The organism is Streptomyces sp. BL1, assembly GCF_057628045.1.
Genome location: NZ_JBXYWZ010000002.1, coordinates 2,882,893 through 2,907,161 on the forward strand (window position 1 = coordinate 2,882,893; position 24,269 = coordinate 2,907,161).

General features: G+C 71.5%; 22 protein-coding genes and 1 tRNA gene. 13 read left to right on the plus strand and 10 right to left on the minus strand.

What is annotated here, in order from left to right:
• Positions 1 to 3: 3 nt before the first annotated feature.
• Positions 4 to 840 (minus strand): DALR anticodon-binding domain-containing protein, encoded by an 837-nt coding sequence (locus AC3AGO_RS12605; protein WP_487820266.1) that lies wholly within the window; start codon positions 838 to 840, stop codon positions 4 to 6.
• A gap of 136 nt (positions 841 to 976) precedes the next feature.
• Positions 977 to 1,429, minus strand: a complete 453-nt coding sequence (locus AC3AGO_RS12610; RefSeq protein WP_487820267.1) for a response regulator — start codon at positions 1,427 to 1,429, stop codon at positions 977 to 979.
• A 180-nt stretch (positions 1,430 to 1,609) separates the two neighbouring features.
• On the opposite strand from AC3AGO_RS12610, the gene AC3AGO_RS12615 reads away from it, so the two are divergent.
• Positions 1,610 to 1,681, plus strand: a tRNA-Arg gene (locus tag AC3AGO_RS12615).
• A gap of 469 nt (positions 1,682 to 2,150) precedes the next feature.
• Here AC3AGO_RS12615 and AC3AGO_RS12620 read toward each other — a convergent pair.
• On the minus strand, positions 2,151 to 2,366 hold the full coding sequence (locus AC3AGO_RS12620) for an EF-hand domain-containing protein (RefSeq protein ID WP_487820268.1): 216 nt from the start codon (positions 2,364 to 2,366) through the stop codon (positions 2,151 to 2,153).
• Positions 2,367 to 2,609: 243 nt separating this feature from the next.
• Between AC3AGO_RS12620 and AC3AGO_RS12625 the strand changes: the two genes are divergently transcribed.
• Positions 2,610 to 5,099 (plus strand): MFS transporter, encoded by a 2,490-nt coding sequence (locus tag AC3AGO_RS12625; RefSeq protein WP_487820269.1) that lies wholly within the window; start codon positions 2,610 to 2,612, stop codon positions 5,097 to 5,099.
• Between the two features lie 30 nt (positions 5,100 to 5,129).
• Positions 5,130 to 6,125: an alkaline phosphatase family protein gene (locus AC3AGO_RS12630; protein WP_487820270.1), complete on the plus strand. Its 996-nt coding sequence runs from the start codon at positions 5,130 to 5,132 to the stop codon at positions 6,123 to 6,125.
• A 131-nt stretch (positions 6,126 to 6,256) separates the two neighbouring features.
• Here AC3AGO_RS12630 and AC3AGO_RS12635 read toward each other — a convergent pair whose 3' ends face one another.
• Complete coding sequence (locus AC3AGO_RS12635; protein WP_487820271.1) at positions 6,257 to 7,414, minus strand: ROK family transcriptional regulator; 1,158 nt, start codon at positions 7,412 to 7,414, stop codon at positions 6,257 to 6,259.
• A gap of 153 nt (positions 7,415 to 7,567) precedes the next feature.
• Here AC3AGO_RS12635 and AC3AGO_RS12640 point away from each other — a divergent pair, with 153 nt between their 5' ends.
• The 4 genes from AC3AGO_RS12640 (at position 7,568) to AC3AGO_RS12655 (ending at position 12,234) form a co-directional block, all read left to right on the plus strand.
• Entirely contained in the window at positions 7,568 to 8,512 is a 945-nt protein-coding gene (locus AC3AGO_RS12640; RefSeq protein ID WP_487820272.1) for a carbohydrate ABC transporter permease, read from the plus strand.
• A 56-nt stretch (positions 8,513 to 8,568) separates the two neighbouring features.
• On the plus strand, positions 8,569 to 9,534 hold the full coding sequence (locus tag AC3AGO_RS12645; protein ID WP_487820273.1) for a carbohydrate ABC transporter permease: 966 nt from the start codon (positions 8,569 to 8,571) through the stop codon (positions 9,532 to 9,534).
• 17 nt (positions 9,535 to 9,551) lie between these two features.
• A complete protein-coding gene (locus tag AC3AGO_RS12650) occupies positions 9,552 to 10,919 on the plus strand; it encodes an ABC transporter substrate-binding protein (RefSeq protein WP_487820274.1) in 1,368 nt (455 codons plus the stop codon).
• A gap of 112 nt (positions 10,920 to 11,031) precedes the next feature.
• Positions 11,032 to 12,234 (plus strand): Gfo/Idh/MocA family protein, encoded by a 1,203-nt coding sequence (locus AC3AGO_RS12655; RefSeq protein WP_487820275.1) that lies wholly within the window; start codon positions 11,032 to 11,034, stop codon positions 12,232 to 12,234.
• 110 nt (positions 12,235 to 12,344) lie between these two features.
• On the opposite strand, the gene AC3AGO_RS12660 is transcribed toward AC3AGO_RS12655, so the two are convergent.
• Positions 12,345 to 13,472, minus strand: a complete 1,128-nt coding sequence (locus tag AC3AGO_RS12660) for a ferritin-like domain-containing protein (protein WP_487820276.1) — start codon at positions 13,470 to 13,472, stop codon at positions 12,345 to 12,347.
• A 168-nt stretch (positions 13,473 to 13,640) separates the two neighbouring features.
• Between AC3AGO_RS12660 and AC3AGO_RS12665 the strand changes: the two genes are divergently transcribed.
• The 6 genes from AC3AGO_RS12665 to AC3AGO_RS12690 all read left to right on the plus strand — a co-directional run bounded on the left by AC3AGO_RS12665 (position 13,641) and on the right by AC3AGO_RS12690 (position 18,631).
• A complete protein-coding gene (locus AC3AGO_RS12665; RefSeq protein ID WP_487820277.1) occupies positions 13,641 to 14,588 on the plus strand; it encodes an AurF N-oxygenase family protein in 948 nt (315 codons plus the stop codon).
• Positions 14,589 to 14,647: 59 nt separating this feature from the next.
• Positions 14,648 to 15,400, plus strand: coding sequence for a TetR/AcrR family transcriptional regulator (locus tag AC3AGO_RS12670; RefSeq protein WP_487820278.1), 753 nt, complete (start codon positions 14,648 to 14,650; stop codon positions 15,398 to 15,400).
• A gap of 69 nt (positions 15,401 to 15,469) precedes the next feature.
• Positions 15,470 to 15,955 carry a redox-sensitive transcriptional activator SoxR gene (gene soxR, locus AC3AGO_RS12675; RefSeq protein WP_487820279.1) on the plus strand — a complete coding sequence of 162 codons (486 nt, stop codon included), beginning with the start codon at positions 15,470 to 15,472 and terminating at the stop codon, positions 15,953 to 15,955.
• Between the two features lie 15 nt (positions 15,956 to 15,970).
• A complete protein-coding gene (locus tag AC3AGO_RS12680; RefSeq protein ID WP_487820280.1) occupies positions 15,971 to 16,258 on the plus strand; it encodes a hypothetical protein in 288 nt (95 codons plus the stop codon).
• A gap of 171 nt (positions 16,259 to 16,429) precedes the next feature.
• Positions 16,430 to 17,320 carry a protein kinase domain-containing protein gene (locus AC3AGO_RS12685; protein ID WP_487820281.1) on the plus strand — a complete coding sequence of 297 codons (891 nt, stop codon included), beginning with the start codon at positions 16,430 to 16,432 and terminating at the stop codon, positions 17,318 to 17,320.
• A 171-nt stretch (positions 17,321 to 17,491) separates the two neighbouring features.
• Entirely contained in the window at positions 17,492 to 18,631 is a 1,140-nt protein-coding gene (locus AC3AGO_RS12690; RefSeq protein WP_487820282.1) for a C40 family peptidase, read from the plus strand.
• A gap of 58 nt (positions 18,632 to 18,689) precedes the next feature.
• On the opposite strand, the gene AC3AGO_RS12695 is transcribed toward AC3AGO_RS12690, so the two are convergent.
• From AC3AGO_RS12695 to AC3AGO_RS12715, 5 genes are all read right to left on the minus strand, one after another.
• Positions 18,690 to 19,943: a styrene monooxygenase/indole monooxygenase family protein gene (locus AC3AGO_RS12695; protein WP_487820283.1), complete on the minus strand. Its 1,254-nt coding sequence runs from the start codon at positions 19,941 to 19,943 to the stop codon at positions 18,690 to 18,692.
• Positions 19,944 to 20,001: 58 nt separating this feature from the next.
• Positions 20,002 to 20,616, minus strand: coding sequence for a GTP-binding protein (locus AC3AGO_RS12700; RefSeq protein ID WP_487820284.1), 615 nt, complete (start codon positions 20,614 to 20,616; stop codon positions 20,002 to 20,004).
• Positions 20,597 to 20,977, minus strand: coding sequence for a DUF742 domain-containing protein (locus tag AC3AGO_RS12705; protein ID WP_487824633.1), 381 nt, complete (start codon positions 20,975 to 20,977; stop codon positions 20,597 to 20,599). Before AC3AGO_RS12705 ends, AC3AGO_RS12700 begins: the two co-directional genes overlap by 20 nt.
• Before the next feature lie 62 nt (positions 20,978 to 21,039).
• The gene (locus AC3AGO_RS12710; RefSeq protein ID WP_487820285.1) at positions 21,040 to 21,540 is read right to left on the minus strand and encodes a roadblock/LC7 domain-containing protein; all 501 of its coding nucleotides are present in this window, start codon (positions 21,538 to 21,540) and stop codon (positions 21,040 to 21,042) included.
• On the minus strand, positions 21,537 to 24,227 hold the full coding sequence (locus AC3AGO_RS12715) for a sensor histidine kinase (RefSeq protein ID WP_487820286.1): 2,691 nt from the start codon (positions 24,225 to 24,227) through the stop codon (positions 21,537 to 21,539). Before AC3AGO_RS12715 ends, AC3AGO_RS12710 begins: the two co-directional genes overlap by 4 nt.
• Positions 24,228 to 24,269: the final 42 nt, after the last annotated feature.

Genomic DNA, 24,269 nt, shown 5'->3' on the forward strand with positions numbered 1-24,269 from the left:
GTACTACAGGTGGGCGGGTGCGGTGACGCCGAGCCGGGTCAGGCCGCCTGCCAGCACCGCTCCGGTGGCTTCGGCGAGAGCCAGCCGGGCACGGTGGGCGGCCTCGGGTTTCTGGCCACCGCGCGGCAGCGGGGGGCACGTATCGTGGAAGTCGAAGAAGGCGTCGGCGACGGCCTCCAGATGACGGGCCGCCTCATGGTCGCGCGTGAACCGGCCGTGGTCGGCGAGGAGCGCCAGCAGCGCCCGCGCCGGCGCGGCGTCGTCGGGGTGCGCCGTGCAGCGCGCGGCGCCCGTGTTCTCCGCGGCGCCTGTGCAGCCGGGCTCCGAAGTGATGCCCAGCTGCCGCGCGTTGCGCAGCAGTCCACGGGTGCGGGCGTGCGCGTACTGCACCCGGAAGAGGGGACTGGCCGTGGCCCGCCGCACGGCGAGCGTCGCCGGGTCGTCGCCGGTGGCGGCGGACCACTGCGCGATGTCGGCGGCCGGATCGTCGGCGGTGCAGCCGGGGTCGCCCGCGGCCAGCTCCCGTACGAGGTCGGCGCGTGCGGTGCCGTCGATGGTGACGTTCAGGAACCCGCCGCCCGAGACCTCGACCTTCGCGATTCCGGGCTGCCGGGCGAGCCGCTCCCGCAGCACCTCGGCGACCTCGCGGGGCGGCCGGCCGGCGGAACGGGCCAGCTGGAAGGCGACGTTCACGGCGTAGTCGCCGCGGCCGCGGCGGGGCGGCGACTCGACGGTCACCTGCTCCGGGAGCCCCGTCGGCGCGTCCGCGCACAGTTCGCCGTCGTCGGAAGCGCGGCGCACGGCGTGCAGCACGGTGCGGGAGAGCTGAGCAGGGGTCACAGGGCAAGCGTATGGGAGAGAGACAGGGGGTAAGCGAGCCGGTTTCGGTGCGTGGACAACCGGCACGGCACCGGCACGGCATCCGGCCGTACGCCGCCGCCCCTCAACTGCCGCTGTCCGCCCCCTTCTGCTGACGTCAGCGCACGGGCCGCACGCTCGGCTCGACCTCTCCGGCCGGCTGCTCCGTGACAGAGCTCACGCCACCACCGGCCGCTCCGACCACTGACTGCATCAGCCGCCGCACGACCCGGACCAGCTCGGCGGGCTCGAACGGCTTCGCCAGAAACGCGTCCACCCCTGCCGGGCCCGCGGCCTCGAAGTCACCACAGCCGCTGACGATCGCCAGCGGTATGTGACGCGTCCGCGGATCGGCCCGCAGCCGCTCCGCCGTACTCAGCCCGTCGAGGCGCGGCATCGCCACGTCGAGGGTGATGACGTCGGGCCCGAAGTGGCGCACTATGTCCAGACACTCGACACCATCGGCAGCGGTCTCGACCTCGAACCCTTCCAGCTCGAGGTTGACCCTGATCAGCTGCCGGATGACCTTGCTGTCGTCCACGACAAGGATCCGGCCGGACACTCCTGGCACGCCTCAAAGCGTAGGCCCGCCCCTTCGACTGCGTCCGGGTTTTGCCCATTTCCACCCCGGCCGGTCCCCCGGACCGCCCCACCCCTCACCTCACCCCCACCACCCCCTCCAAAACCGTGTTCCGGTCCACCCCCCTCAAGCTGGTAGTGTTCTACCCGTCGCCGCGCAGACGGCGACCCCGCCCCCGTAGCTCAGGGGATAGAGCAACGGCCTCCGGAGCCGTGTGCGCAGGTTCGAATCCTGCCGGGGGTACTTCGATTCGGAGTACCGAAACGCCCCGCCACCAGCCCAGTTGCTGCGTGCGGGGCGTTTGTCGTTGGCCTTGGACGCTTCTTCTCAGGTCATCAGCGGATCGTCCCGACTCAGGGGCTCGACTGCCCCTCCACGCCCGGGAGTTCCGAGGGGCCGCCGCCCGTGGCAAGCCGTACATCGATACGCATCTGTACTTCGGGACCGGACGGCCCGGCGGTGAACCGCCGGTTTCCGACAAGGAGTTGCTCTCCTTCGTGGACAAGCACGCCTACGACCGGGAGCAGGCCGACTTCTAGCAGTGCTTCGGCAGGTCGTGGCGATCTTCTCCCGGGCGGTGAACGGCCGGCATCTGCATGAGGGCCGGCTCTTCACCGCTCTGGCGGGCTTTCGCGGGGACGCTGTTGGGGCCGCCCGCCCCGGGGTGGGGTCCGGAGTGCCGGTCCCCACCCGGGGCTCGGGAGCCGGGGGCTCAGAGGTTCTTGGCGTGGGCGTAGAACTCTTCGAAGGTGAGGACGCCGTCGGCGTTGGCGTCGCGGGTCTTGAGGATGGCCTCGGCCAGGCCGACCGTGTAGTGGCGGTCACCCAGTTCGACCATGGCCTGCTGGAACTCCACCGCGGTGACGTAGCCGTCACCGTTGCGGTCGAACATGTCGAACGACTTGCGTGCTGCTTCTATGTCGGCCACGAGAGCCCTTCCTGCGCCTGATCGGATGTATGGCCCGTACACATTAGACGGGCGGCGAGGCCTCACCGGACAGCGGGCGTGCGGGCGTTGAAGGGGGTTCCGGCGGGGGCCGGACCATGATCGAAACGATTGCGTGTCGATCATGGCCGTCCTACGCTCGTGGAGGCTCGGGGAACGTGAGCGTTTCGGTGCACCGTACGAGCGGCACACGGCGCCCCAGGGGGAACACCCACGGGAGCACAGATGGCATCCACGAACGCAGACGGCCACAGCGGCACCGCACGGCACGCGGGCGCGCCGGCGCAGGAGCACCACGAGCATCACGTGCCGCACCGCTGGTGGGTGCTGGCGGTGATCGGTCTCGCGCAGCTGATGGTGGTGCTGGACGCGACCATCGTGAACATCGCGCTGCCGTCGGCGCAGCAGGATCTCGGCTTCGACAACGACGGCCGGCAGTGGGTCGTCACCTCGTACTCGCTCGCCTTCGGCAGTCTTCTGCTGCTCGGCGGGCGGCTGGCCGACCTGCTGGGCCGGAAGGTGACCCTGCTGACGGGTCTGGTCGGCTTCGCCCTGTCGTCGGCGCTGGCCGGCGCGGCGGGCGACTTCTCGCTGCTGGTGACGGGGCGTGCGCTGCAGGGGGCGTTCGGGGCGCTGCTCGCGCCGTCCGCGCTGTCGCTGCTGACGACGACGTTCACGGACGCGAAGGAGCGGGCGCGCGCCTTCGGTGTCTTCGGTGCCATCGCGGGTTCCGGCGGCGCGATCGGGCTGCTGCTCGGCGGCATCCTCACCGAGCACCTGGACTGGCGCTGGACGCTCTACGTCAACCTGGTCATCGCCGTCGTCGCGGTGCTCGGCGCGCTGATCTTCATCCGGCACCCCGCGCCCGCGCAGCGGCCGCGGCTGGACCTGTTCGGCACGCTGCTGGTCGCGGCGGGTGTGTTCGGCATCGTCTTCGGCTTCTCCAGCGCCGAGACGCACGCCTGGAGCCACTGGATGTGCTGGGCCTTCCTCGCGGCGGGCGGTGTGCTGCTGCTCGCCTTCGTGTTCTGGCAGTCCCGCGCGAAGCATCCGCTGCTGCCGCTGCGGGTGCTCGCGGACCGCAACCGCGGCGCGTCGATCCTGTCGGTGTTCATCGCCGGCGCCGGCATGTTCGGGGTCTTCCTCTTCCTGACGTACTACCTGCAGCAGACGCTGGAGTACACGCCGGTGAAGACGGGCCTGGCGTTCCTGCCGATGGTCGGCATGCTGATGCTGTTCGCGCAGGTCGCCGTCAATCTGCTGATCCCGAAGCTGGGGCCGAAACCGGTCGTGCCGTTCGGCATGCTGTGCGCCTGTGCGGGGCTGCTGTGGCTGACGCGGCTGGAGCTGCACAGTACGTACGCGGCGCACGTCCTGCCGCCGCTGCTGGTGCTCGGCGCGGGGCTCGGCATGGTGATGCCGCCCGCGATGAGCCTCGCCACCCTCGGCGTCGCGCGCCGGGACCAGGGCGTGGCCTCGGCGACCATCAACACCATGCAGCAGGTGGGCGGTTCGATCGGCACCGCGCTGTTCAACACGATGGCGGCGAGCGCGGTGACCCGTTATCTGGAGGACCGGAAGCCGTCGAAGCACAATCTGGCCGAGGCCAATCTGCACAGCTACGACATCGCGTACATGTGGGCGGCGGGCTTCTTCGCGGCGGGCCTGGTCATCACGCTGCTGCTGTACCGGAAGGGCCGCCCCCAGGCCGGCGACCCGGGCGCCGCCGAGCCGGTGGGCCCGGAGGAGGAGACGGAGAGCGCGCGGCAGGACGTACCGGCGGGGACGGGAGCCGCGGCGGGCGCGACCACGGCCGGAGCGGGGGCGGGTGCCGTGGTGGCATCGGCCGCGCATGACCGGGCCGCGCAGGACGGGGCCGGGCTGCGGGGGCGGGTGCTGGACGCGTCGGGGAGCCCCGTACCGCAGGCCGCGGTGACCCTCATCGATCTGAGCGGGCGCCAGCTGGCCCGCACCGCGACGGGGGACGACGGCGCGTACGCCGTGGAGTCGCCCGGCGAGGGGAGTTACGTGCTGGTCGGCTCCGCGCCGGGGCACCAGCCGAAGGTCGTGACGCTCGCCGTGGACGGCTCGGCGCAGGACTTCGATCTGATGCTGACCGGTACGGGCGGTCTGTACGGCACCGTGCGCGCCGGGGACGTGCCGGTGTCCGGTGCGCTGGTGGTGGCCACCGACGCGCGGGGCGAGGTGGTGGAGGCGGTGTCGTCCGGCGAGGACGGCGGGTACCGGCTGGCCTCGCTGCCGCCGGGCAGCTACACGCTGACGGCGAGCGCCGCCGGCTATCAGCCGTACGCGGGGCAGGCCGAGGTCGGCGGCGCGGAACCGGCGCGCCAGGACGCGCTGTTGCGTGCGGCGGCGACGCTCCGCGGCACGGTGCGCAACCCGGCGGGCCGGCCCGTTCCGGACGCGCGGGTGTCCCTCCTGGACGTGTCGGGGAACGTGGTCGCCGTACGGACGACGGGCTCGGACGGCGCGTACGCCTTCGCGGATCTGCCGGAGGCCGAGTACACCGTCGTCGCCAGCGGCTACCCGCCGGCCGCCACTCCGCTCACGGTGGGCGACGGCGGCCGGGAGGGCTTCGACCTCGCCCTGGAGCACGGGGACGCGGAGTACGGCGCGGCGGAGCAACGGGACGCACAGCACGGCGGGACGCAGCACGGCGGGGAAGAACACGGCGCGCGTGAGCACGGCGTCTGACGAGCCGCACAGAGTGCAGGAGATTTCGCTGTGAAGTACGTGGTGTGCGCGGCCGTGGCCGTGCTGATGCTCGGGGCGCCGGCGGCCGCCGGTGCGCCGGCCGGAGCGGACAACCGGACGGAAGCTGCCGACCGTACGACGGGCGACGTCCGTACGAGGGGCGACGTCGACACGGCGGCGGCTGACGGTACTGCGGTGCCGGGAGTGGCGCGGCTGCCGAAGGTCCTGATGGTCGGGCTGGACGGGGTCCGCTACGACAAGATGCTGGCCGCGGACACCCCGAACTTCCACCGGCTGGTGAAGGAGGGCTACTCGTCGCAGAGCACGCTCCCGGGCACCTCGTCGGCGCAGACGGTGAGCGCGCCCGGCTGGGCGACGGCCCTCACCGGGGTGTGGCCGGCGAAGCACAAGATCCGCGACAACACCTTCAAGGGGGACGACATCGCGCACTGGCCCACCTGGATCTCCCGGGTGGAGTCGGAGAAGCCCGAGCTCGACACGTACTCCGCTGTGGGCTGGAGGCCCCTGGAGTCGCGGCTGCTGCGCGGCAGCGCCGACACGGGGCGGGTGTTCAACGGGACGCAGCGCATCGAGGACAAGACCGACGAGCAGGTCACGGTGGACGCCGAAAAGCATCTGGCCGGCACCCCCGCCGACGCGTCGTTCGTCTACCTCGGGCACACCGACGAGGTGGGCCACCACTCCGGCCCAAACTCGGCGGCCTACGCGCGGGCGCTGCACAGGAGCGACGCGCGCATGGGGCGGATGCTGAAGGCGGTACGGGAGCGGGCGACGCACGCGGCGGAGGACTGGCTGGTGCTGGTCACCACCGACCACGGGCACCGCCCGAAGGGCGGGCACGGGGGGAACAGCGCGGAGGAGCGGATGACCTTCGTGACGGGTACGGGTGGGGGGTTGCCTCGGGGTAGGCCGGGGAGGCAGCCGGCGCTTGTTGATGTGGCGCCGACTTTGTTGCGGCATCTGGAGGTGCCGGCCGGCCGGTTGGACGGGCGGGCGCTCAACTGACGTGCGGCGCGGGGCGCGTGCGTTGCGGGGCGCGTGCGTTGCGTGCTTGGGGACGTGGCCTTGCGGCTTGCGGTCCGGTGTGCCCACCCGTTCCGCCCCTTGGCGGACCGCGTGCCCACACCGGGCGGCCGTCAGCCCGCTGTCCCCTCTCTGCCGCCCAGGACCAGGACCTGGATTGCCAGGACTGCGGCGCCTCGGGCCCAGTCGTGGAAGTCGGAGACGCGGGTTTCCAGGGGGACGGGGGTGGCTGCGGGGTGACGGTGTGCCGCCAGGGTTTCGGCGACCGTGTCGCCCGCCGCATCGACGAGGCCGACGCCCTCGCCGGCCAGGAGGATCTTCTCCGGGAGCGCGAACGTGACGATCTGCGCGAGGAGCGCGCCCAGGGCGCGGCCCGCGTCCTGGACCACGCGGGAGGTCAACGGGTCGCCGGCGCGGGCGCGTTCGAGGATCTCGGCGTACGGGACGCGGCTGCCGGTGGCGGCGTGCACCTGGTACTCGATGGCGGGGATGGACAGCATCGAGACCGCGCTGCCGCGCTGCCCCTCCGGGGTGACGGGCCCCGTGGGGTCGACGATCCAGTAGCGGGACGCGGCGCGGCCCTCGTCGGAGGGGCGGACCGGCGTACCGCCGAGGACCAGGCTGTAGCCGATGCCGGCGCCGAGGGTCAGCACGGCGAACCGGTCCAGGCCGCGGCCCGCGCCGAACCAGGTCTCGGCCTCGACGAGCGCGGCCACATCGTTGTCGACGACGACGGGCAGCTTGGTGCGCTGCTCCAGGAGTTCCGCGAAGGGCACGTCGCGCCAGTCCAGGAACGAGGACTCGGTGACGACGGACCGGTCCGCCGTACGGCCGCCGACGCCGACTCCGATGCCCGCCAACCGGGGGTATTCCTCGGCGAGTTCGGACACGACGGCGTGCGCGAGTCCGGCGACGGCCTCGGGGTCGCGGTCGGCGAGGGGGCGGGTCTCGCGGCGGACGACCTCGCTCTTGAGGGTGGTCACCACGGCGTACAGCGCGTCGGCGGTGATCTTCAGGCCGACGAAGTGCCAGGGCCCCGTGACGATGTCCAGCGGCTGCCCGGGGCGGCCCCGGTCGGCGGGGGCCGCGGGGCCCTCGACGAGCAGGCCGGCGTCGATCAGCGGTTTGGCGAGCCGGGTGAGGCTGCCGCCTGACATGCCGAGACGGCGGGCTATCGCGCTGCGCGAGAGCGGGCCGTTGGTCAGCACCTCGATGGCGACCGCGCGTTCGGCGGGGCTCAGGGGACGCCAACTCGGGGTCGGAACGCTCATGCCGGGCAGCGTAGTTCACCACACCCCCTGACTTCCACACGGAAGTAACTGCGCAGAGATCCGGCCCAACGATCCGTGCGACACGACCTCTTGACGCCCCATTAACTTCCGGGCAAAAGTATGTGCCGCCGAGACGGACGAAGGGGCCCGCCCATGGCCATCAGTTCAGCCAGCTCAGCACGCAGCACGACCCGTACCGCTGCCCGCACCGGCGCACGTGCCTCCCGCAGGGGCGGGGACGGCCGGACCGCGGCATTCTTCCTGGCGCCCGCGCTGGCCGGTTTCCTCGCCTTCCTGGTGTGGCCGACGCTGCGCGGCGTCTATCTGAGCTTCACGGAGTTCGACCTGCTCGGGCCCGCCCGGTGGGCCGGGCTCGACAACTACCGGCGGATGGTCAACGACCCGGTGTTCTGGGACTCGTTGTGGGTCACGGTGCAGTACGTCGTCCTCAACATCGGCGTACAGACGGCCGTGGCGCTGCTGATCGCCGTGCTGATGCACCGGCTCACGAGCTCCACGTTCCTGCGCGGTGTGGTGCTGGCGCCGTATCTCGTCTCCAACGTCGTCGCCGGTGTCGTGTGGCTGTGGATCCTCGACACCCAGCTCGGCATCGGCAACGAGGTGCTGGAGTGGCTCGGCGCCGCGCGGATCCCGTTCCTCGCCGACGCCGACTGGGCGATCCCGACGATCGCGCTCATCAACGTCTGGCGGCACGTGGGCTACACGGCGCTGCTGATCTTCGCGGGGCTCCAGTCGCTGCCGCACACCGTGTACGAGGCGGGCCGGGTGGACGGGGCGAGCGAGTGGCGGCTGTTCCGGTCGGTCACGGTGCCGCTGCTGCGGCCCGTACTGGCCCTGGTCCTGATCATCACGGTGATCGGCTCGTTCCAGGTCTTCGACACGGTCTCGGTCACCACCCGGGACGGCGGACCGGCCGGCGCGACGAACGTCCTCCAGTTCTACATCTACGACCTGGCCTTCGGGCGGCTCCAGTTCGGGTACGCCTCGGCCCTCTCGGTCGCCCTGATGCTGCTGCTCACCGTGATCACGGTCGTGCAGTACCGGCTGATGCGGGCCGGCCGGACCGACCTCGGCTGACCCGGCCCGGCCCCGGACGGCGACTCGCGGACACACCACGGAAGGGACGGTGCGGCATGGCGGCAACGGCGCCACCGGTCGACAAGACCGCGTACGAGGCGGAGCGCGGCGGTACGGGACCGCCCCGCGGCAGACCCCGGAGACGGCCGCTGCCCTCCCCCGGGCGGATGCTCGCGTGGCTCACGATGGGCGCGATCGTGCTCGTCACGCTCTTCCCGTTCTACTGGATGCTGCGGACGGCGCTGTCCACCAACTCCGCGCTGCCCGGCGGCGCTTCGTCGGTGCTGCCCGTGGAACCGGGCGCCGGGGGCTTTCTGCGGGCGCTCGGGCTTCAGAGCACCGAGGAGGCGCTGGCCGAGGGCGGCGCCGGGGGCTCCCTGGACTTCTGGCGCTATCTGGTCAACTCGGTGTTCGTCTCGACCCTGATCACCGTGTGCCAGGTGCTGTTCTCCGCGATGGCGGCGTACGCCTTCGCACGGCTGGAGTGGCGCGGGCGGGACAAGGTGTTCGGCTTCTTCCTCGCCGGGCTGATGGTGCCGACCGTGTTCACGCTGCTGCCGAACTTCGTCCTCATCAAGGAACTCGGGCTGATCGACACGCTGTTCGGGATCGCCCTGCCGACGATGTTCATGACGCCGTTCGCCGTGTTCTTCCTCCGGCAGTTCTTCCTGGGACTCCCGCGGGAGGTGGAGGAGGCGGCGCTGCTCGACGGCGCCGGCAAGATCCGGGTGTTCTTCCGGGTGATCCTGCCGATGGCCTCGGGCCCGGTCGCGACGCTGTGCATCCTCACCTATCTGACCTCGTGGAACGACTACTTCTGGCCGCTGATGGTGTCGTACAGCGACAGCTCGCGGGTGCTCACCGTCGCGCTGAGCGTCTTCCGCTCGCAGGACCCGCAGACCGGCACCGACTGGGCGGGCCTGATGGCGGCCACGGTCATCGCCGCGCTGCCGATGGTCCTGCTGTTCGGCGTGCTGGCGCGGCGTGTCCTCAACTCCATCGGCTTCAGCGGCATCAAGTGAGCGGAGGTGCGGGGAACATGAGACGAACCCTCAGGACGGCGGGCGTACTGGGTACGGCATGCCTGCTGGCGGCCGGTACGGGCTGCGCGCCGGGCGGCGGGCAGCGTACGGAGGGCGCGGGCGGGCAGCGGACCGTCTCGTACTGGATGTGGGACGCGAGCCAGCGGCCCGCGTACGAACAGTGCGCGCGGGCCTTCCAGAAGAAGCACCCCGGGCTGCGGGTGAACATCACCCAGATCGGCTTCGACAGCTACTGGACGAAGCTCATGGCGAGCTTCATCTCCGGCACCCAGCCGGACGTGTTCACCAACCACCCGGCGAAATACCCGCAGTTCGCGCGGCTCGGCGTGCTCAGCCCGCTGGACGAGCTCGGCCCGACGAAGCGGCTGCGCGCCTCCGACTACCAGCCGGGGCTGGCCCGTACGTGGGTCGGCCCCGACGGGCACCGGTACGGGGCGCCGAAGGACTGGGACACGGTGGGGCTGTTCTACGACCACAAGGTCACGGCGAAGGCGGGGCTCGGCGACAAGGAGCTCGATTCGCTGTCCTGGAACCCGCGGGACGGCGGCAGCTTCGAGAAGGCCCTGGCGCGGCTGTCGGTGGACGCCGAGGGCCGGCGCGGCGACCAGCCGGGCTTCGACCGGAACCGGGTGAAGCGCTACGGGCTGGCGGTGAACTCCGACTCCCTGTCGGAGGGGCAGACCCAGTGGAGCCCGTTCACCGGCTCGGCGGGCTGGAAGTTCACGAACCGGCCCGCTTGGGGCACCCGCTACAACTACGACCAGCAGACCTTCCAGAAGACCCTGCGCTGGTACTTCGGGCTGGCGAAGAAGGGCTACATGGCCCCCTTCGAGGTCTACTCGGACTCCAACCAGCCGGACGCGCAGGTCGATTCGGGCCAGGCGGCGATGGCCGTGCACGGCTCGTGGATGGCGAGCACGTTCGACGGGTTCAAGGGCCGCGACATGCGGGTCGCGCTCACGCCGAAGGGGCCGACGGGTGAACGGGCCTCCATGATGAGCGGCCTCGCCGACTCGGTGACCAAGGGAGCGCGCAACAAGGAGGACGCGGCGCGGTGGGTGGCCTTCCTCGCCTCCGACACGTGCCAGCGCCTGGTCGGCAAGGAGGGCGTCGTCTTCCCCGCCACCCCCGCCGGCACGCGGGCCGCGATCGAGGCCCATCACCGGCGCGGGTTCGACGTGTCCGCCTTCACCCGGCAGGTCGAGGACGGGACGACCTTCTCCTTCCCCGTCACCGACCACGCGCCGGACATCAAGGCCATCGCGGACCCCGTACTGCAGGACATCTTCGCCAACGACGCGCCCATGAGCGGGCTCACCCGGGCCAACGAGCAGATCAACTTCCTGTTCGAGCAGGACCGTTGACAGTTCAGCCGGACCGTTGACTGTCCGTCCGGACCGTTGACCATTCGGCACCACCGTTGACCAGCAGCACGTTGACCAGCCAGCAGGATCATTGACCAGAGAGGTTGCTCCCATGTCCTTCTCCCTCGGCATCGTCGGCGCCGGGCAGTTCGCCGGACAGTTCGCGAAGCTGTTCCATCTGCACCCGGGCGTCGGCGCCGTACGGGTCACCGATCTGCTGCCGGAACGCGCCGACAGGCTCGTCACCGAGCTCGGACTGGCCGGTACGGAGGAGTCGTTCGAGACGATGCTCGCCTCCGACGTGGACGCGGTGGCGCTGTTCACGCAGCGCTGGACACACGGACCGCTCGCCGTGCGGGCGCTGCGGGCCGGCAAGCACGTGTACTCCGCCGTCCCGATGGCCGTCTCCGAGGAGGAGATCGGCGCGATCATCGAGGCCGTACGGGAGACCGGGCTGACGTACATGATGGGCGAGACCAGCCACTACCACCCGGCCACGGTGTACGCGCGCCAGCAGCTCGAACAGGGCGGATTCGGCAGGCTCTTCTACGCCGAGGGCGACTACGTGCACGACATGGACCTCGGCTTCTACGACGCATACCGGTACAGCGGGGGCGCCGGCTGGAAGGCCACCGCCAGCTATCCGCCGCTGCTGTACCCGACGCACTCGATCGGCGGGGTGCTCGGCGCGTGGCAGACGTACGCGACGAGCGTGAGCGCGGTCGGTGTCGTGGACGAGCGCGGGGACGGGGTGTTCGACAAGGACGTCAGCCAGTTCGGCAACGATCTGTCCAATGCCACGGCCCTGTTCGAGGTGGCGGGCGGCGGCTCGTTCCGTACGAACGAGTTCCGGCGGGTCGGCTACCCCTCGCACATCCGCGAGTCGCGCTTCCGCTTCTTCGGTACGGAGGGCAGCTTCGAGCAGTTGGCGACGGTCAGTCTGTGGCAGGACAAGAAGGGCGTCACGGATGTGTCGGAGCAGCTGGAGGCGCTGCCGACACTGTCACCGGACGACCCGTCGCTGGCGGACGTGTCACCCGCGCTGCGCGACGCGTTCGTGTCGGGTACGGCGCCGGTGCACGAGGCCGGACGGGCCCGGCTGCCGCGGGAGTTCGCGCACGCGCCGAACGGCCACGAGGGCAGCCACCACTTCCTCGTGGACGACTTCGTGACGGCGGTCGCCCGGGGCACGACGCCCTCGGTGAACGCGTGGGCCGCCGCGCGCTACACGCTGCCCGGCGTGATCGCCGACCGCTCGGCCCGCCGCGAAGGCGAACGCCTCCCCGTACCCGACTTCGGAGACGCCCCGCACTGACGCGCAGAAACCCGCGCCCCCACAGGGGCGCGGGGAACTGCGCAAACCCCGCGCGGACCGCACCCGCCCACGCAACGCACGGGGGCACACAAGGCGGCACCCTCAAACGCTCAGTCCGCGCCGCCCTCGCGAATCGCCTCCGCAACCTCCTCCGTCCGCTCCGACTCCTCCCGCGCGAAGCGTTCCGCGTCCAGCTTCTCGGCGATCTCCTCGTCCTGCGCCATCAGCAGGTCGAGGTTCTGGTCGCCCATCTCGAAGACGCCCATGTCGACGTAGGCGCGCTGCAGCCGCTCGCCCCACAGGCCGATGTCGCGCACGCACGGCACGATGCGGCTGAACAGCAGCTTGCGGAACAGCTGGAGGTATTCGGACTGTTCGCTGAAGACCTCGGCCTCGTCCTTCGGGATGCCGAAGTTCTCCAGGACCTCGGCGCCCTTGAGCCGGTCGCGCATCAAGTAGCAGCCCTCGATGACGAATTCCTCGCGCTCGCGCAGTTCCGCGTCGGTGAGCTGCTTGTAGTAGTCGCGCAGCGCCATCCGGCCGAAGGCGACGTGCCGTGCCTCGTCCTGCATCACGTAGGCGAGGATCTGCTGCGGCAGCGGCTTGTCCGTGGTGTCGCGGATCATGCCGAAGGCGGCCAGGGCGAGGCCCTCGATCAGCACCTGCATGCCGAGGTAGGGCATGTCCCAGCGGGAGTCGCGGAGCGTGTCGCCCAGCAGGGACCGGAGGTTGTCGTTGATCGGGTAGAGCATCCCGATCTTCTCGTGCAGGAAGCGGCCGTAGATCTCCGCGTGCCGTGCCTCGTCCATGGTCTGCGTCGCCGAGTAGAACTTGGCGTCCATGTCCGGCACGGACTCCACGATCCGCGCGGCGCACACCATGGCGCCCTGCTCGCCGTGCAGGAACTGGCTGAACTGCCAGGAGGCGTAGTGCTGTCGGAGCTCGCCGCGCTCGGCCTCGTTCATCTTCCGCCAGTACGGGGTGCCGTACAGGCTCATCGCCTCGTCGGGGGTGCCGAGCGGGTCGTACGGGTCGACCTCCAGGTCCCAGTCGATCCGCCGCTGCCCGTCCCACTGCTTGTCCTTGCCCTTCTGGTACAGGGCCAGCAGCCTGTCGCGGCCGGAGCCATCCTTTTGCCCGACAAACACGGGGTCCCAGCTGAAGCGGGCGGCGCCACTGGCGGGCACCGTCCAGAGGGGGTCCTGCGGGGCTGTGGTGTAGAGGTCGTGCGTCGACATGTGCGACTCCTGACTGCCCTTCAGGTGTGGACAGTTGGAGGCTCACACGCCCCTTACTCGGCGGTCAACAACTCGCGCACGGGGGATTGACGGCATTGCTGACGCGCAGTCTCATAAGGACGAGAGACTCATGTGACCGCTGGTAACCCCGACGAAGAGGTGCCTCGCATGACCACCGCCCCAGACATCGCCCCCGCCGAGCAAGAGGTGCTCCGGGACGCCCTCGGTCTCCTCAAGGACCGTGAGCAGGTCGCCGAGCGGCTCCTCACCTCCTCGAAGAAGCACTCGTTCGACCCGGACACCGAACTCGACTGGGACAGCCCCTTCGAGGACGGCAAGTGGTTCTGGCCGCCGGAGCTCGTCTCGCTCTACGGCACTCCGATGTGGAAGAAGATGCCGGAGGAGCAGCGGATCGACCTGTCGCGGCACGAGGCCGCCTCGCTCGCGTCGCTGGGCATCTGGTTCGAGGTCATCCTGATGCAGCTGCTGGTGCGGCACATCTACGACAAGCCGCTCACCAGCAGTCATGTGCGGTACGCGCTCACGGAGATCGCCGACGAGTGCCGGCACTCGATGATGTTCGCGCGGCTCATCACCAAGGGCGGCGCCCCGGCGTACCCGGTCTCGCGCGTGCACCACAACCTCGCCCGGCTGCTCAAGACCGTCTCCACGACGCCCGGTTCGTTCACCGCGACACTGCTCGGCGAGGAGATCCTCGACTGGATGCAGCGGCTGACCTTCCCCGACGAGCGGATCCAGCCGCTGGTGCGCGGCGTCACCCGGATCCACGTCGTCGAGGAGGCCCGGCACGTGCGGTACGCCCGCGAGGAGCTGCGCCGCCAGATGGTGAAGTGCCCGCGCTGGGAGGCCGAGTTCACCCGGATCAGCTCCGGCGAGGCGGCCCGCGTCTTCTCCATCTCCTTCATCAACCCGCAGGTCTACGAGAACGTCGGCCTCGACAAGCGGGAGGCCATGGCGCAGGTGAAGGCCAGCGGCCACCGCAGGGAGGTCATGCAGTCCGGGGCGAGCCGGCTGACCGACTTCCTCGACGAGATCGGCGTGCTGCGCGGCGTCGGCCGGAAGCTGTGGGTCAGCTCCGGCCTGCTCGCCAAGTAGCCGTCGCGGGGCGGGGGTGGTCCGGCGGCGGTGTGCCCGCGGCCGGATACGCTGCGCACATGAGCTCCAGCGGCACCGCCCCCGCGTACCGCAGGCTGACCGTCGACCAGCGGCGGACGCAGCTGATCAGTACGGCACTCGGCCTCTTCGCGCACCATCCGCCGGAGACCGTGACGCTGGACGGTGTCGCCGCCAGCGCCGGGGTGTCCCGGCCGCTCGTCTACCGCTACTTCCCGGGCGGGAAGCAGCAGTTGTACGAGGCGGCGCTGCGCAGCGCGGCCGACAAGCTGGAGCAGTGCTTCGCGGAACCGGAGACCGGGCCGCTCACGCAGCGGCTGGCGAGCGCCCTGGACCGTTATCTGGGCTTCGTCGACGTGCACGACGCGGGCTTCATGGCGCTGCTGCAGGGCGGCAGCGTCGTCGAGACGTCGCGGACCACCCACATCGTGGACGAGGTGCGCAGGACCGCCGCCGAAGAGATCTACACACACCTCGGGGTGACGGAGCCGGGCCGCTGGCTGCGCATGACCGTACGGTCGTGGATCACCGCCGTGGAGGCGGCCTCGCTGATGTGGCTGGACGACGGGAAGCAGCCGCCCGCCGAGGAGTTGCGGGACTGGATGGTCGAGCACTTCGTCGTCCAGCTGACCGCGACGGCGGGCCGGGACGAGGAGTGCGCCCGGGCCGCGCGGCAGGCGCTGGCGATGGAGGGTCCCGGCGGCCGGGTGAGCGATCTGGTGCACCGGGTGGCGCCGGTCGTGGCGGAGGCCGCGCACCTTCTCGGCGACCCCGACTCCGACTCCGACTCCTGAAGCCGGCTTCCGGGGAGCCGTTTTCGGCAATTCTTAAAGTTCACTTCAATCGCGGGGTACCGTGGCCGCATGACGACAACGCATCCGCACCTCTCCTGGGACGCCAAGGAAGCCACCGTCGGCGAACTGGCCGAGCGCGCAGGCGTCGCCACCTCCGCCCTCCGCTTCTACGAGCGCGAGGGCCTCATCCACAGCCGCCGCACCTCGGGCAACCAGCGCCGGTACAGCCGGGACACGCTGCGCCGCGTCGCCTTCATCCGCGCCTCGCAGCGGCTCGGCATGCCGCTCTCCTCGATCCGCGAGGTGATGGCGCTGCTGCCGGAGGGCCGGACGCCCAACAAGGAGGACTGGGCGCGGGTCTCGGAGTGCTGGCGCGAGGATCTGAACCAGCGCATCCAGCTGCTCACCCAGCTCCGCGACCACCTCAGCGACTGCATCGGCTGCGGCTGCCTCTCGCTCGACAAGTGCGTGCTGGCCAACCCGTACGACCAGCTCGGCGAGGAGGGCCCGGGCGCGCGCAGGCTCGCCCAGCCCTGCTGCCCGACGGCGGACTGAGCGGCGGCGCGGTCGGTGCGCAGTGAGCAGACGCCGTTCACCGGCGGCCCGTTGGACGGCCGGGTGCTGCCCGTACTGGTGGGTCCGACGGGACGGCCGCCGGCCACGTACGAGGTGCCGGTGCCGCACCCCGGCGAGGGCCGGACCGTCCACGTCTACCGGCTGGAGCCGGTGGCCTCCGGACGGTTCGGTCTGCCGCGCGGCTGGCGCTACGTGTACGACCCCGAGGGCGCTCCGCGCGGCCGGCTGCGGGACCGGCTCCGGCACCGGCTGCCGTGGCGTACTCGGGGGCCGCGCACATAGCGGTCAACTCCCCTGAACACCCCGCCCCGGCGGGCCAGTCGGACATGCGCGGACTGATGCCTCGGACGATCATTTCCGACCGCTTTGACAGTCGCGACTTTGCGAAGAACTTCTGCAGTTCTTACGTCCCCCCTGGTCATGTCACCCCCCGGAGCCCCTAGGCTGCCCCGCGTGAGCAATGGGGAAGCGACGGGCCGCGCGGGACGCCTCGGCAGCGCCGACCCCAAGCAGCTCGGACCGTACCGGCTGCTGGGGGTACTCGGCGTCGGCTCCATGGGCACCGTGTATCTGGGCCGCGGCGCGCCCGGACGGGGTGCGCGCAAGCAGCTCGCGGCCGTCCGCGCGATGCGCCCGGAACTGCTCCGCGACCGCCAGGTGCGCGCCCGGCTGCGGCACGAACTGCAGGGCGCCGCGACGACGGTGCACAGTCCGTACGTCGCCGCCGCGCTCGGCTGCGAACTCGACAGCGAACGCCCCTGGGTGGCCTCCGAGTTCGTGCCCGGCATGTCGCTGGCCGAGGTCGTCGGGCGCTGCGGGCCGCTTCCGGAGCCGTCCGTACGCGCCCTCGGCGGCGCGCTGTCCCGCGCGCTGGGCGCCCTGCACGGCGCCCGCATCGCGCACCGTGATCTGCGGCCCGGCAATGTCATGCTCACCACCGGAGCGCCCCGCGTGATCGACTGCGGGCTCGGCCTCGGCCGTACGGATCTGGGGCACGCGGGCGACGAGGCCGCCAATCCGGCCGACGACGTGTTCGAACTCGGCGCGACCCTGGTCGTCGCCTCTGCCGCGCACCATCCGTTCCCCGGCAGCGTGGTGCCCACGGCGCGGGACGGGCCCGATCTGACCGGCGTACCCGAGGGGTTGTGCCCCGCGCTGCTGGCCTGCCTGCACAAGGTGCCGGAGAACAGGCCGATGCCGGGGCCGCTGGCGCGCGCCCTGGATCTGGAGGACACCGGCGAACGGGACGCCGTGGAGTGGCTGCCCGAGCCGTTCGTGCGCGAGATCGGTGACGCGGCGGAGACGGCACGCGGCCTGGCGGGCCGCCGGCTCTTCGGGCGGTGAACGGCCCCTTACGGGAATGAGGACCAGGCACCTATCGGGTGACAGTGCTGCGCAGATCCGCCCAGTGAGGGAGTCGCCGGTCCGTACGGTCATGTCACGATCGCATTCTCTGCGCATTCCCGGGGGCTTTCCCCGGGCCCCATGGCCCCTGTCAGCAGGAGAGGTGACCCGGTGTCAGTTGTTCGGTCCGTGTGCACGGCGACAGTGGCCGCGGCGACGGTGGGCGTGCTCACCGTCCAGCCCGCGACGGCCGCCCCGGCGGAACCCGGCGGGAAACCGGTCGCCGCGATACTGAAGGACCTGCAGACGCTCTACCGGCAGACCGAGGCCGCCTCCGAGGCGTACAACGGGACGGCGGAGAAGCTGAAGGCGCAGCGCGCCACGGTGAAGAAGACCAACGCGCAGCTGCGGGACGCCCGTTCCGCACTGAAGGCCGGCCGGCACGACGCGGGCGAGCTGGCCCGGCAGCAGTACCGGGGCGGCACCACCGGCATCCCCTCCTCCGTCCAGCTGCTCCTCACCCGCGACCCGCAGCGCGCCATGGAGGAAGGGCGGATGCTGAAACGTGCCGCCGGGAAGCAGGCGGTGACGGTACGCAAGCTCACCAGCGGCGAGCGGGAGCACGCCGAGCTGGCCGCGAAGGCGAAGAAGGCGTTCGCGAAGCAGAAGAAGCTGGCCGGGAAGCAGAAGGCGCAGCGGGACGACGTGAAGACGCGGCTCAAGGATGTCGAGTCGATGCTGTCCTCGCTGACCGACGACGAGCTGTCGCAGCTGCGGGAGCTGGAGGCCCGTCAGATGGCCGCCGCACAGCAGAAACTGATGCGGTCCGGCGTGCTGGGCAGCGCGCGCCCGCCGTCCGAGGGCGGCGACCGTGCGCTGCGGTACGCCATCGACCAGATCGGCAAGCCGTACGTGTGGGGTGCCACGGGGCCCGACACCTTCGACTGCTCGGGGCTGACTTCGCAGGCGTGGCTGCGCGCGGACGGCTCGGACCGGTCCGGCTCGGCGATCCCCCGGACCAGCCAGGAGCAGTGGAAGCAGCTGGACCGGGTGCCGCTGAGCTCGCTGCGCCCCGGCGACCTGGTGATCTACTTCCCGGGCGCGACGCATGTGGCGATCTACGCGGGCAACGGGCTGGTGGTCCAGGCGCCGCGGCCCGGCGCGAAGGTGAAGGTCTCCCCCATCGCCGCGAACCCGATCCTCGGCGCGGTCCGGCCCGACCCGGGCGCGCAGCCGGTGAAGGACTACAAGCCGCCGAAGCTGCCGGCCGGCGCCTCCACGGGCGCCGACACCGGCAACAACTCCGGCTGACGCGAAGCCGGCCCGGGTTGCCGGGCCGGCCCGTTCGCGGTCCGGCCCGGCGCCGGGGTCAGCCCGCGACGCGCTCCAGATAGGCGGCGGCCTTCTCCGGGTCGAAGAACCAGTCCTCGAAGTCCGAGGGGTCGTTGAAGCCGTTGGCGAACCTGTCGGCGATGGGCTGGATGCCGCCGGCCGCGCCGATCAGGTTCAGCACGTGCTCGGGCGGCGGGGCCAGCATGGCGTTGGTCCACTTCGTGACGTGCTGGGCGGTGGCCCAGTAGCGCTCGAAGGTGTCCCGCATCCACTCCGCGTCGAACGGCTCGTCACCGCGCTCCAGGATCGCGGCGAGGTACGTCGCCGCGCACTTGGACGCGGAGTTCGAACCCTGGCCCGTGATGGGGTCATTGGCGACGACGACGTCGGCGACGCCCAGTACGTTGCCGCCGCTGGGCAGCGTCCCGACGGGCTTGCGCACGGTCGGCGCGTAGCGGCCCGCGAGGGTGCCGCCGGCGTCGGTCAGCTCGACGCTGGTGCACCGCGCGTACTCCCACGGCGTGAACCGCTCCATCAGCTCAAGGGTCTTGGCGAGGTGCTCGCCCGGGTCCTTGATGCCCTGGAAGGCGTCCAGCGGCCCGCCCGGGATGCCCTCCCAGAACAGGATGTCGGCGCGGCCCGTGGTGGTCAGGGTCGGCATCACGAAGAGCTCGCCGACGCCCGGCACCAGGTTGCAGCGGACGGCCTCGGTGTCCGCGTGCTCGGGGCGCGGGTCCATGCCGTGCACGTAGGCCACGGACAGCGCGCGCTGCGGCGCGTCGTACGGCGAACGGCTCGCGTCCCGCTCGAACATGGAGACCAGCTCGCCCTTGCCCGCGGCGACCAGCACCAGGTCGTACTTGCGGGCGAAGAAGTCCAGGTCGGAGACGGCCGCGCCGTGGATGACGAGCTTGCCGCCGCGCTGGACGAAGGTGTCCATCCAGCCGGCCATCTTCACCCGCTGGTCGACGGACTGCGCGTAACCGTCCAGCCTGCCCAGCCAGTTGATGGCGCGCTGGGTCTCGCCGTCGCCCTGGAGGGACTCCGGGTCGGCGACGGAGACGCCCAGTCCCTCGATCTTCGGGGCCTGGCTCTCCCAGAAGTTGGCCTCGATGTCGCGCTCGTGCTGCAGCGCCTGGTGGAACATGCACTGGGTGGACATGACCCGCCCGCTGCGGATCTCGTCCGCCGTGCGGTTGGACATCACCGTGACCTCGTAGCCGTTCGACTGGAGGCCCAGCGCGAGCTGCAGCCCGGCCTGACCGGCTCCGACGATGAGTATGTGGCGCATGACGGGTCTCTCTTCTGTGTACTGCGTCGTACGTCTGTGTACTGCGCTGTGCTGGGGATCAGGCGGGTGCGGTCTCGAGCGCGTGGCCGACCAGCGCGAGCAGCGACTCGGCGACGGTGTTCCGCTCCCGCGCGTCCATCACCACGACCGGTATCTCGTCCGGCACCGACAGCGCCTCCCGCACGTCCTCGGCGGCGTAGACGGTGGTGCCCTCGAAGTGGTTGACGGCGACAACGTACGGCAGACCACAGCTCTCGAAATAGTCCAGCGCGGGGAAACAGTCCTCCAGCCGCCGGGTGTCCGCCATCACGACGGCACCGATGGCGCCGCGTATCAAGTCGTCCCACATGAACCAGAAGCGCTGCTGTCCGGGAGTGCCGAACAGGTAGAGCACCAGGTCCTCTTCGAGCGTGATCCGGCCGAAGTCCATCGCCACGGTGGTCGTGGTCTTCTCCGGAGTGGCGGCGAGGTCGTCCGTGTCCTCGCTCGCCTGCGTCATCAGCGCCTCGGTCGTCAGCGGCTCGATCTCCGAGACCGCGCCGACGAACGTCGTCTTGCCGACACCGAAGCCGCCCGCCACCACGATCTTCGTGGAGATCGGGGCCTTCTCCAGGTCTTCCTGCCAGCGGGGCGCCTCGGCCGCACCGTCGTTCTCAGAGCTTACGGAGGCCACCCAGCACCCTTTCCAGCAGCGCACGGTCGGGCCGGTCGGACCCGTGACCGGTGCCGTGAACACGGACTCGTCCTTGATCGGCGAGGTCGCTGAGCAGCACCCGCACCACGCCCAGCGGCATCCTCAGCAGCGCCGCGATCTCGGCCACGGTGCGCATCCTGCGGCAGAGTTCGACGATGGCCTGCATCTCGGGCATCACCCGGTCGGTCAGCCCGCCGGAGGTCAGTTCGGGGCGCTCCTCCGGCGCCTCGATCGCCGCCACGAAGGTCTCGACGAGCAGCACGTGCCCGAAGCGGGTCCGGCCGCCGGTCAGCGCGTACGGGCGCACCCGGCGGGACTTGCCGCGTTCCGAGAGGCGCATCGGCAGCGGCCCGGGTTTGTCCGGGGCAGAGGGTTTGTCCGGGGAGGCGGGGGCGGCAGGGGTCACTGGTCCAGCTCCATCGACTTGCGCAGCTCGGTGCGGAGTTCAGGGGTGAGGACATGTCCGGCGCGGCCGACGAACAGCGCCATGTGATAGGCGATGACGCTCATGTCGCACTCGGCCGTGGCGTGCACGCCGAGCAGGGATCCGTCGCTGACCGACATCACGAAGAGCGTGCCCTCCTCCATGGAGATCATGGTCTGCCGGAGGTCGCCGCCGTCCATCAGCTTGGCCGCGCCCAGCGTCAGCGAGCCGACGCCGGACACGATGGTCGCGAGGTCCGCGCTCGATCCCCGCGGGCCGGTACGCGCCTCCTCGCCGTCCTCGCCGCCCCGTTCCGCCGCGGCGGTCACCTCCGGATCGGAGGACAGCAGCAGCAGTCCGTCGGACGACACGACGGCGACGGAGCGGATGCCCGGCACCTCGTCGACCAGATTGTCCAGCAGCCAGCGGAGGTTACGGGCCTCCGTACTGCCGGTTGTGCGCGTGGTGGGCGCATTCACTTGCGTGCCTCCTCGGCGGTACCACCGTCAATCTGCGCCCCCGCTTGGCCGTTCTCATGTTCCTCAGCGGCGGCCTCGGCCTCCGCGTCACGCCGTCCGTGCTGGGCACCCTGCTGGAAACCGCCCAGCCTGCGCCGCAGTTCGTCGGCGTTCGCACCTCCCGTACGGGCCCGTGGCCGGCCCTGCTCGGAGGTGACGTTCCTGGGCGTGCGCTTCGGCAGGCCCTTGTCGGTGACCCGCGGCGCCGGCGTCGCGGGAGCGGACTCCCGCGGCGCGGACTCCCGCGGTGCGGACGGCGCCTCGTCCCGCGTGTGCTCGTGCTCGCGGGACGCGCCGGCGTCCGGCTCCGGAGCGCGGTCGGGCTCCGGTGCCGTGTCCTCGGGGTCAAGTGCCGTGTCCTCGGTGTCCGGTGCCGTGTCCTCGGGCTCCGGTGCGGGACGGGGCGCCGGGATGCGCTCCGCCGCGTGCCGCCGCGGCCTGCGGACGGGCAGGTCGTTGGAGTTGGCCTCGGCGACCGAGCCCGGCAGACCGGTGCCGCCGCCCCCGGGCGGCGTGGCGCTCACCGCGGGACGGTCGTGCACCAGGCTCTTCGGGACGGTGACGACGGCCGTCACGCCGCCCTGCTTGTGCTTGTGCAGCTGGACGCGCAGCTCGTGCCGGCAGGCGAGGCGGGCCACCACGTAGAGGCCCATGCCGAGGGTCTCCGCCGCGGACCCCGGCCCGCTCCCGGAGCCGCGCGGCGAACGCGGCTCGCCCAGCCGGGCGTTGAGCGCCGCGAGCATCTCGTCGGTCACGCCGATGCCCTCGTCGTGCACCGAGAGCATCACGTCGCCGCTCTCCATCAGCCAGGCGGACAGCCGGACCCCGGCGTCGGGCGGCGAGAACGCGGCGGCGTTGTCGAGCAGTTCGGCGACGAGGTGGCTGATGTCGTCGGCGGCGTGCGCCGTCAGCTGCGTGTGCGGCGGCAGGGAGCCCAGTTCGACCCGCTCGTAGCGCTCTATCTCACTGATCGCCGCGCGCAGTACGTCCAGCAGCGGCACCGGGGCGCCGTGCTGCGTGGTGTGCTCGGCGCCGGCGAGCAGCAGCAGGTTCTCGCTGTGCCGGCGCATCCGGGTGGCGAGATGGTCGAGCTTGAAGAGCGTGCCGAGCTGGTCCGGGTCGGACTCCTTCTCCTCCAGGCCCTCGATGACGGCGAGTTGCCGCTCGACGAGGCCGAGGGTGCGCAGCCCGAGATTGACGAAGGTGGCGGCCGAGGCCGGCGCGCCCTCGCGCTCCGGCGCCCCGCCGTCCGGTGTCTCCACGGCGGAGCCGTCCGCCGTGTCCGCTGCGGAGTCCCCGGCCTCCCGGGCCGCGGCCTCCGCGGCGTCCCGGGCGTTCCGCGCCTCCTGCGCCTCGGTACGGGCCTCGTCCAGCGCGGCGGCCATCGCCTCGTACTCGTCGCGCAGCGTGTGGTGGTCGCGGCGCAGCCGGTCCAGCTCGCTGGTGATCCGGTCCTTGCCGTCGACCAGGAAGGTGTTGTCGGCCTCGGCCTCGGTGGCCCGCTCCTGCAGCGCGGCCGCGATCTCCCGCAGGGTGTTGAGCGCGCGGACGACCTCGGCGAACTCGTCGTTCTTGCCGGTGAAGACGACCTGTTCCTCGCCGGCCGGATCGGCGGCGAGCCGCTGCGAGCCGCGCCGCAGCACGGACAGCGGGCGGGTCATCGAACGGGCCGTCTGCACGCCGATCCCGACGGCGACGAGCAGGCACACGCCGGCCAGGGTGATCCGCAGCTCCAGCGCGGTGACGTCGTCGTCGCGCAGCTTCTCCAGCCGCTCGGACTCCTGCGCGGCGAACGACGCCTGCACGCTGCGCATGCTGTCCACGCGCGCGGACAGCGCGGTGTCCATCCGCTCGCGGCTCATGAGCCGGTCGGCCGGGGTGAGGTACGGACGGTCGGTGAGCTTCTGCGCGTACCGGTCGGCGAGCGTGACGTCCGTACCGGTGACGGTCGCGTCGTACGCGTCGCGGGCACCGCTGCCGGCGGTCTGCTCGAAGTCGGCCAGCGCGGCCTGTTCGCGGACGCGGGCGCGCTGCGCCTCCGCGGTCAGCTCCGGCTGCGTGCCGCTGCCGGCCAGGGCACCGCGCAGCAGACCCCGTACGCCGGAGGCCTGTCCGACAGCGCGGGCGAGGTCCGGGAGGGAGTCGGCGGTGGGGCTCTGCGCCCGTGCGGGCAGGTCGCGCACCAGCCCCGCGGAGAGCGTGTGGAGCGCGTCGAGGGCCTCGCTGTAGCTCTTGTACGTCTTGAGCGCGGCGGCCGGTCCGGGCTGCCCGGTGGTGGCGTCCTTGCGGAGCGCGGGCACGGCGGCGAGCCGTTCCTTCAGCTCCGCGGGCGTGTAGGCGGAGGCGGTGACCTCCTTGATCTGCCGGTCCACGCGGGCCCGTTGGGACGCGCCGCCCGCGCTGGACGGGACCTCCCCGGGGCGCGCGGAGCGCTGCCCTGCGCGGGAGGAGGCGACGTACTCGACCATGCCGTCGCGCTCGTCGGAGAGCACGTGCGAGAGGGCGATGGCGCGCTTGTTGAGCTCGGCCTGGTCGACGAGGCCCTGCGACTCGGTGACGTCGTGCGACCCGTCGAGCACCGCCGGCGTACCCGCCGCCAGCACCGCGACGGCACAGAGCGCGACGGAGGCGAGCAGCCGGTTCCGCACCCGCGCCCGGGGCCTCGGAGGTCCGTCCGTCCTCGCGCCGTC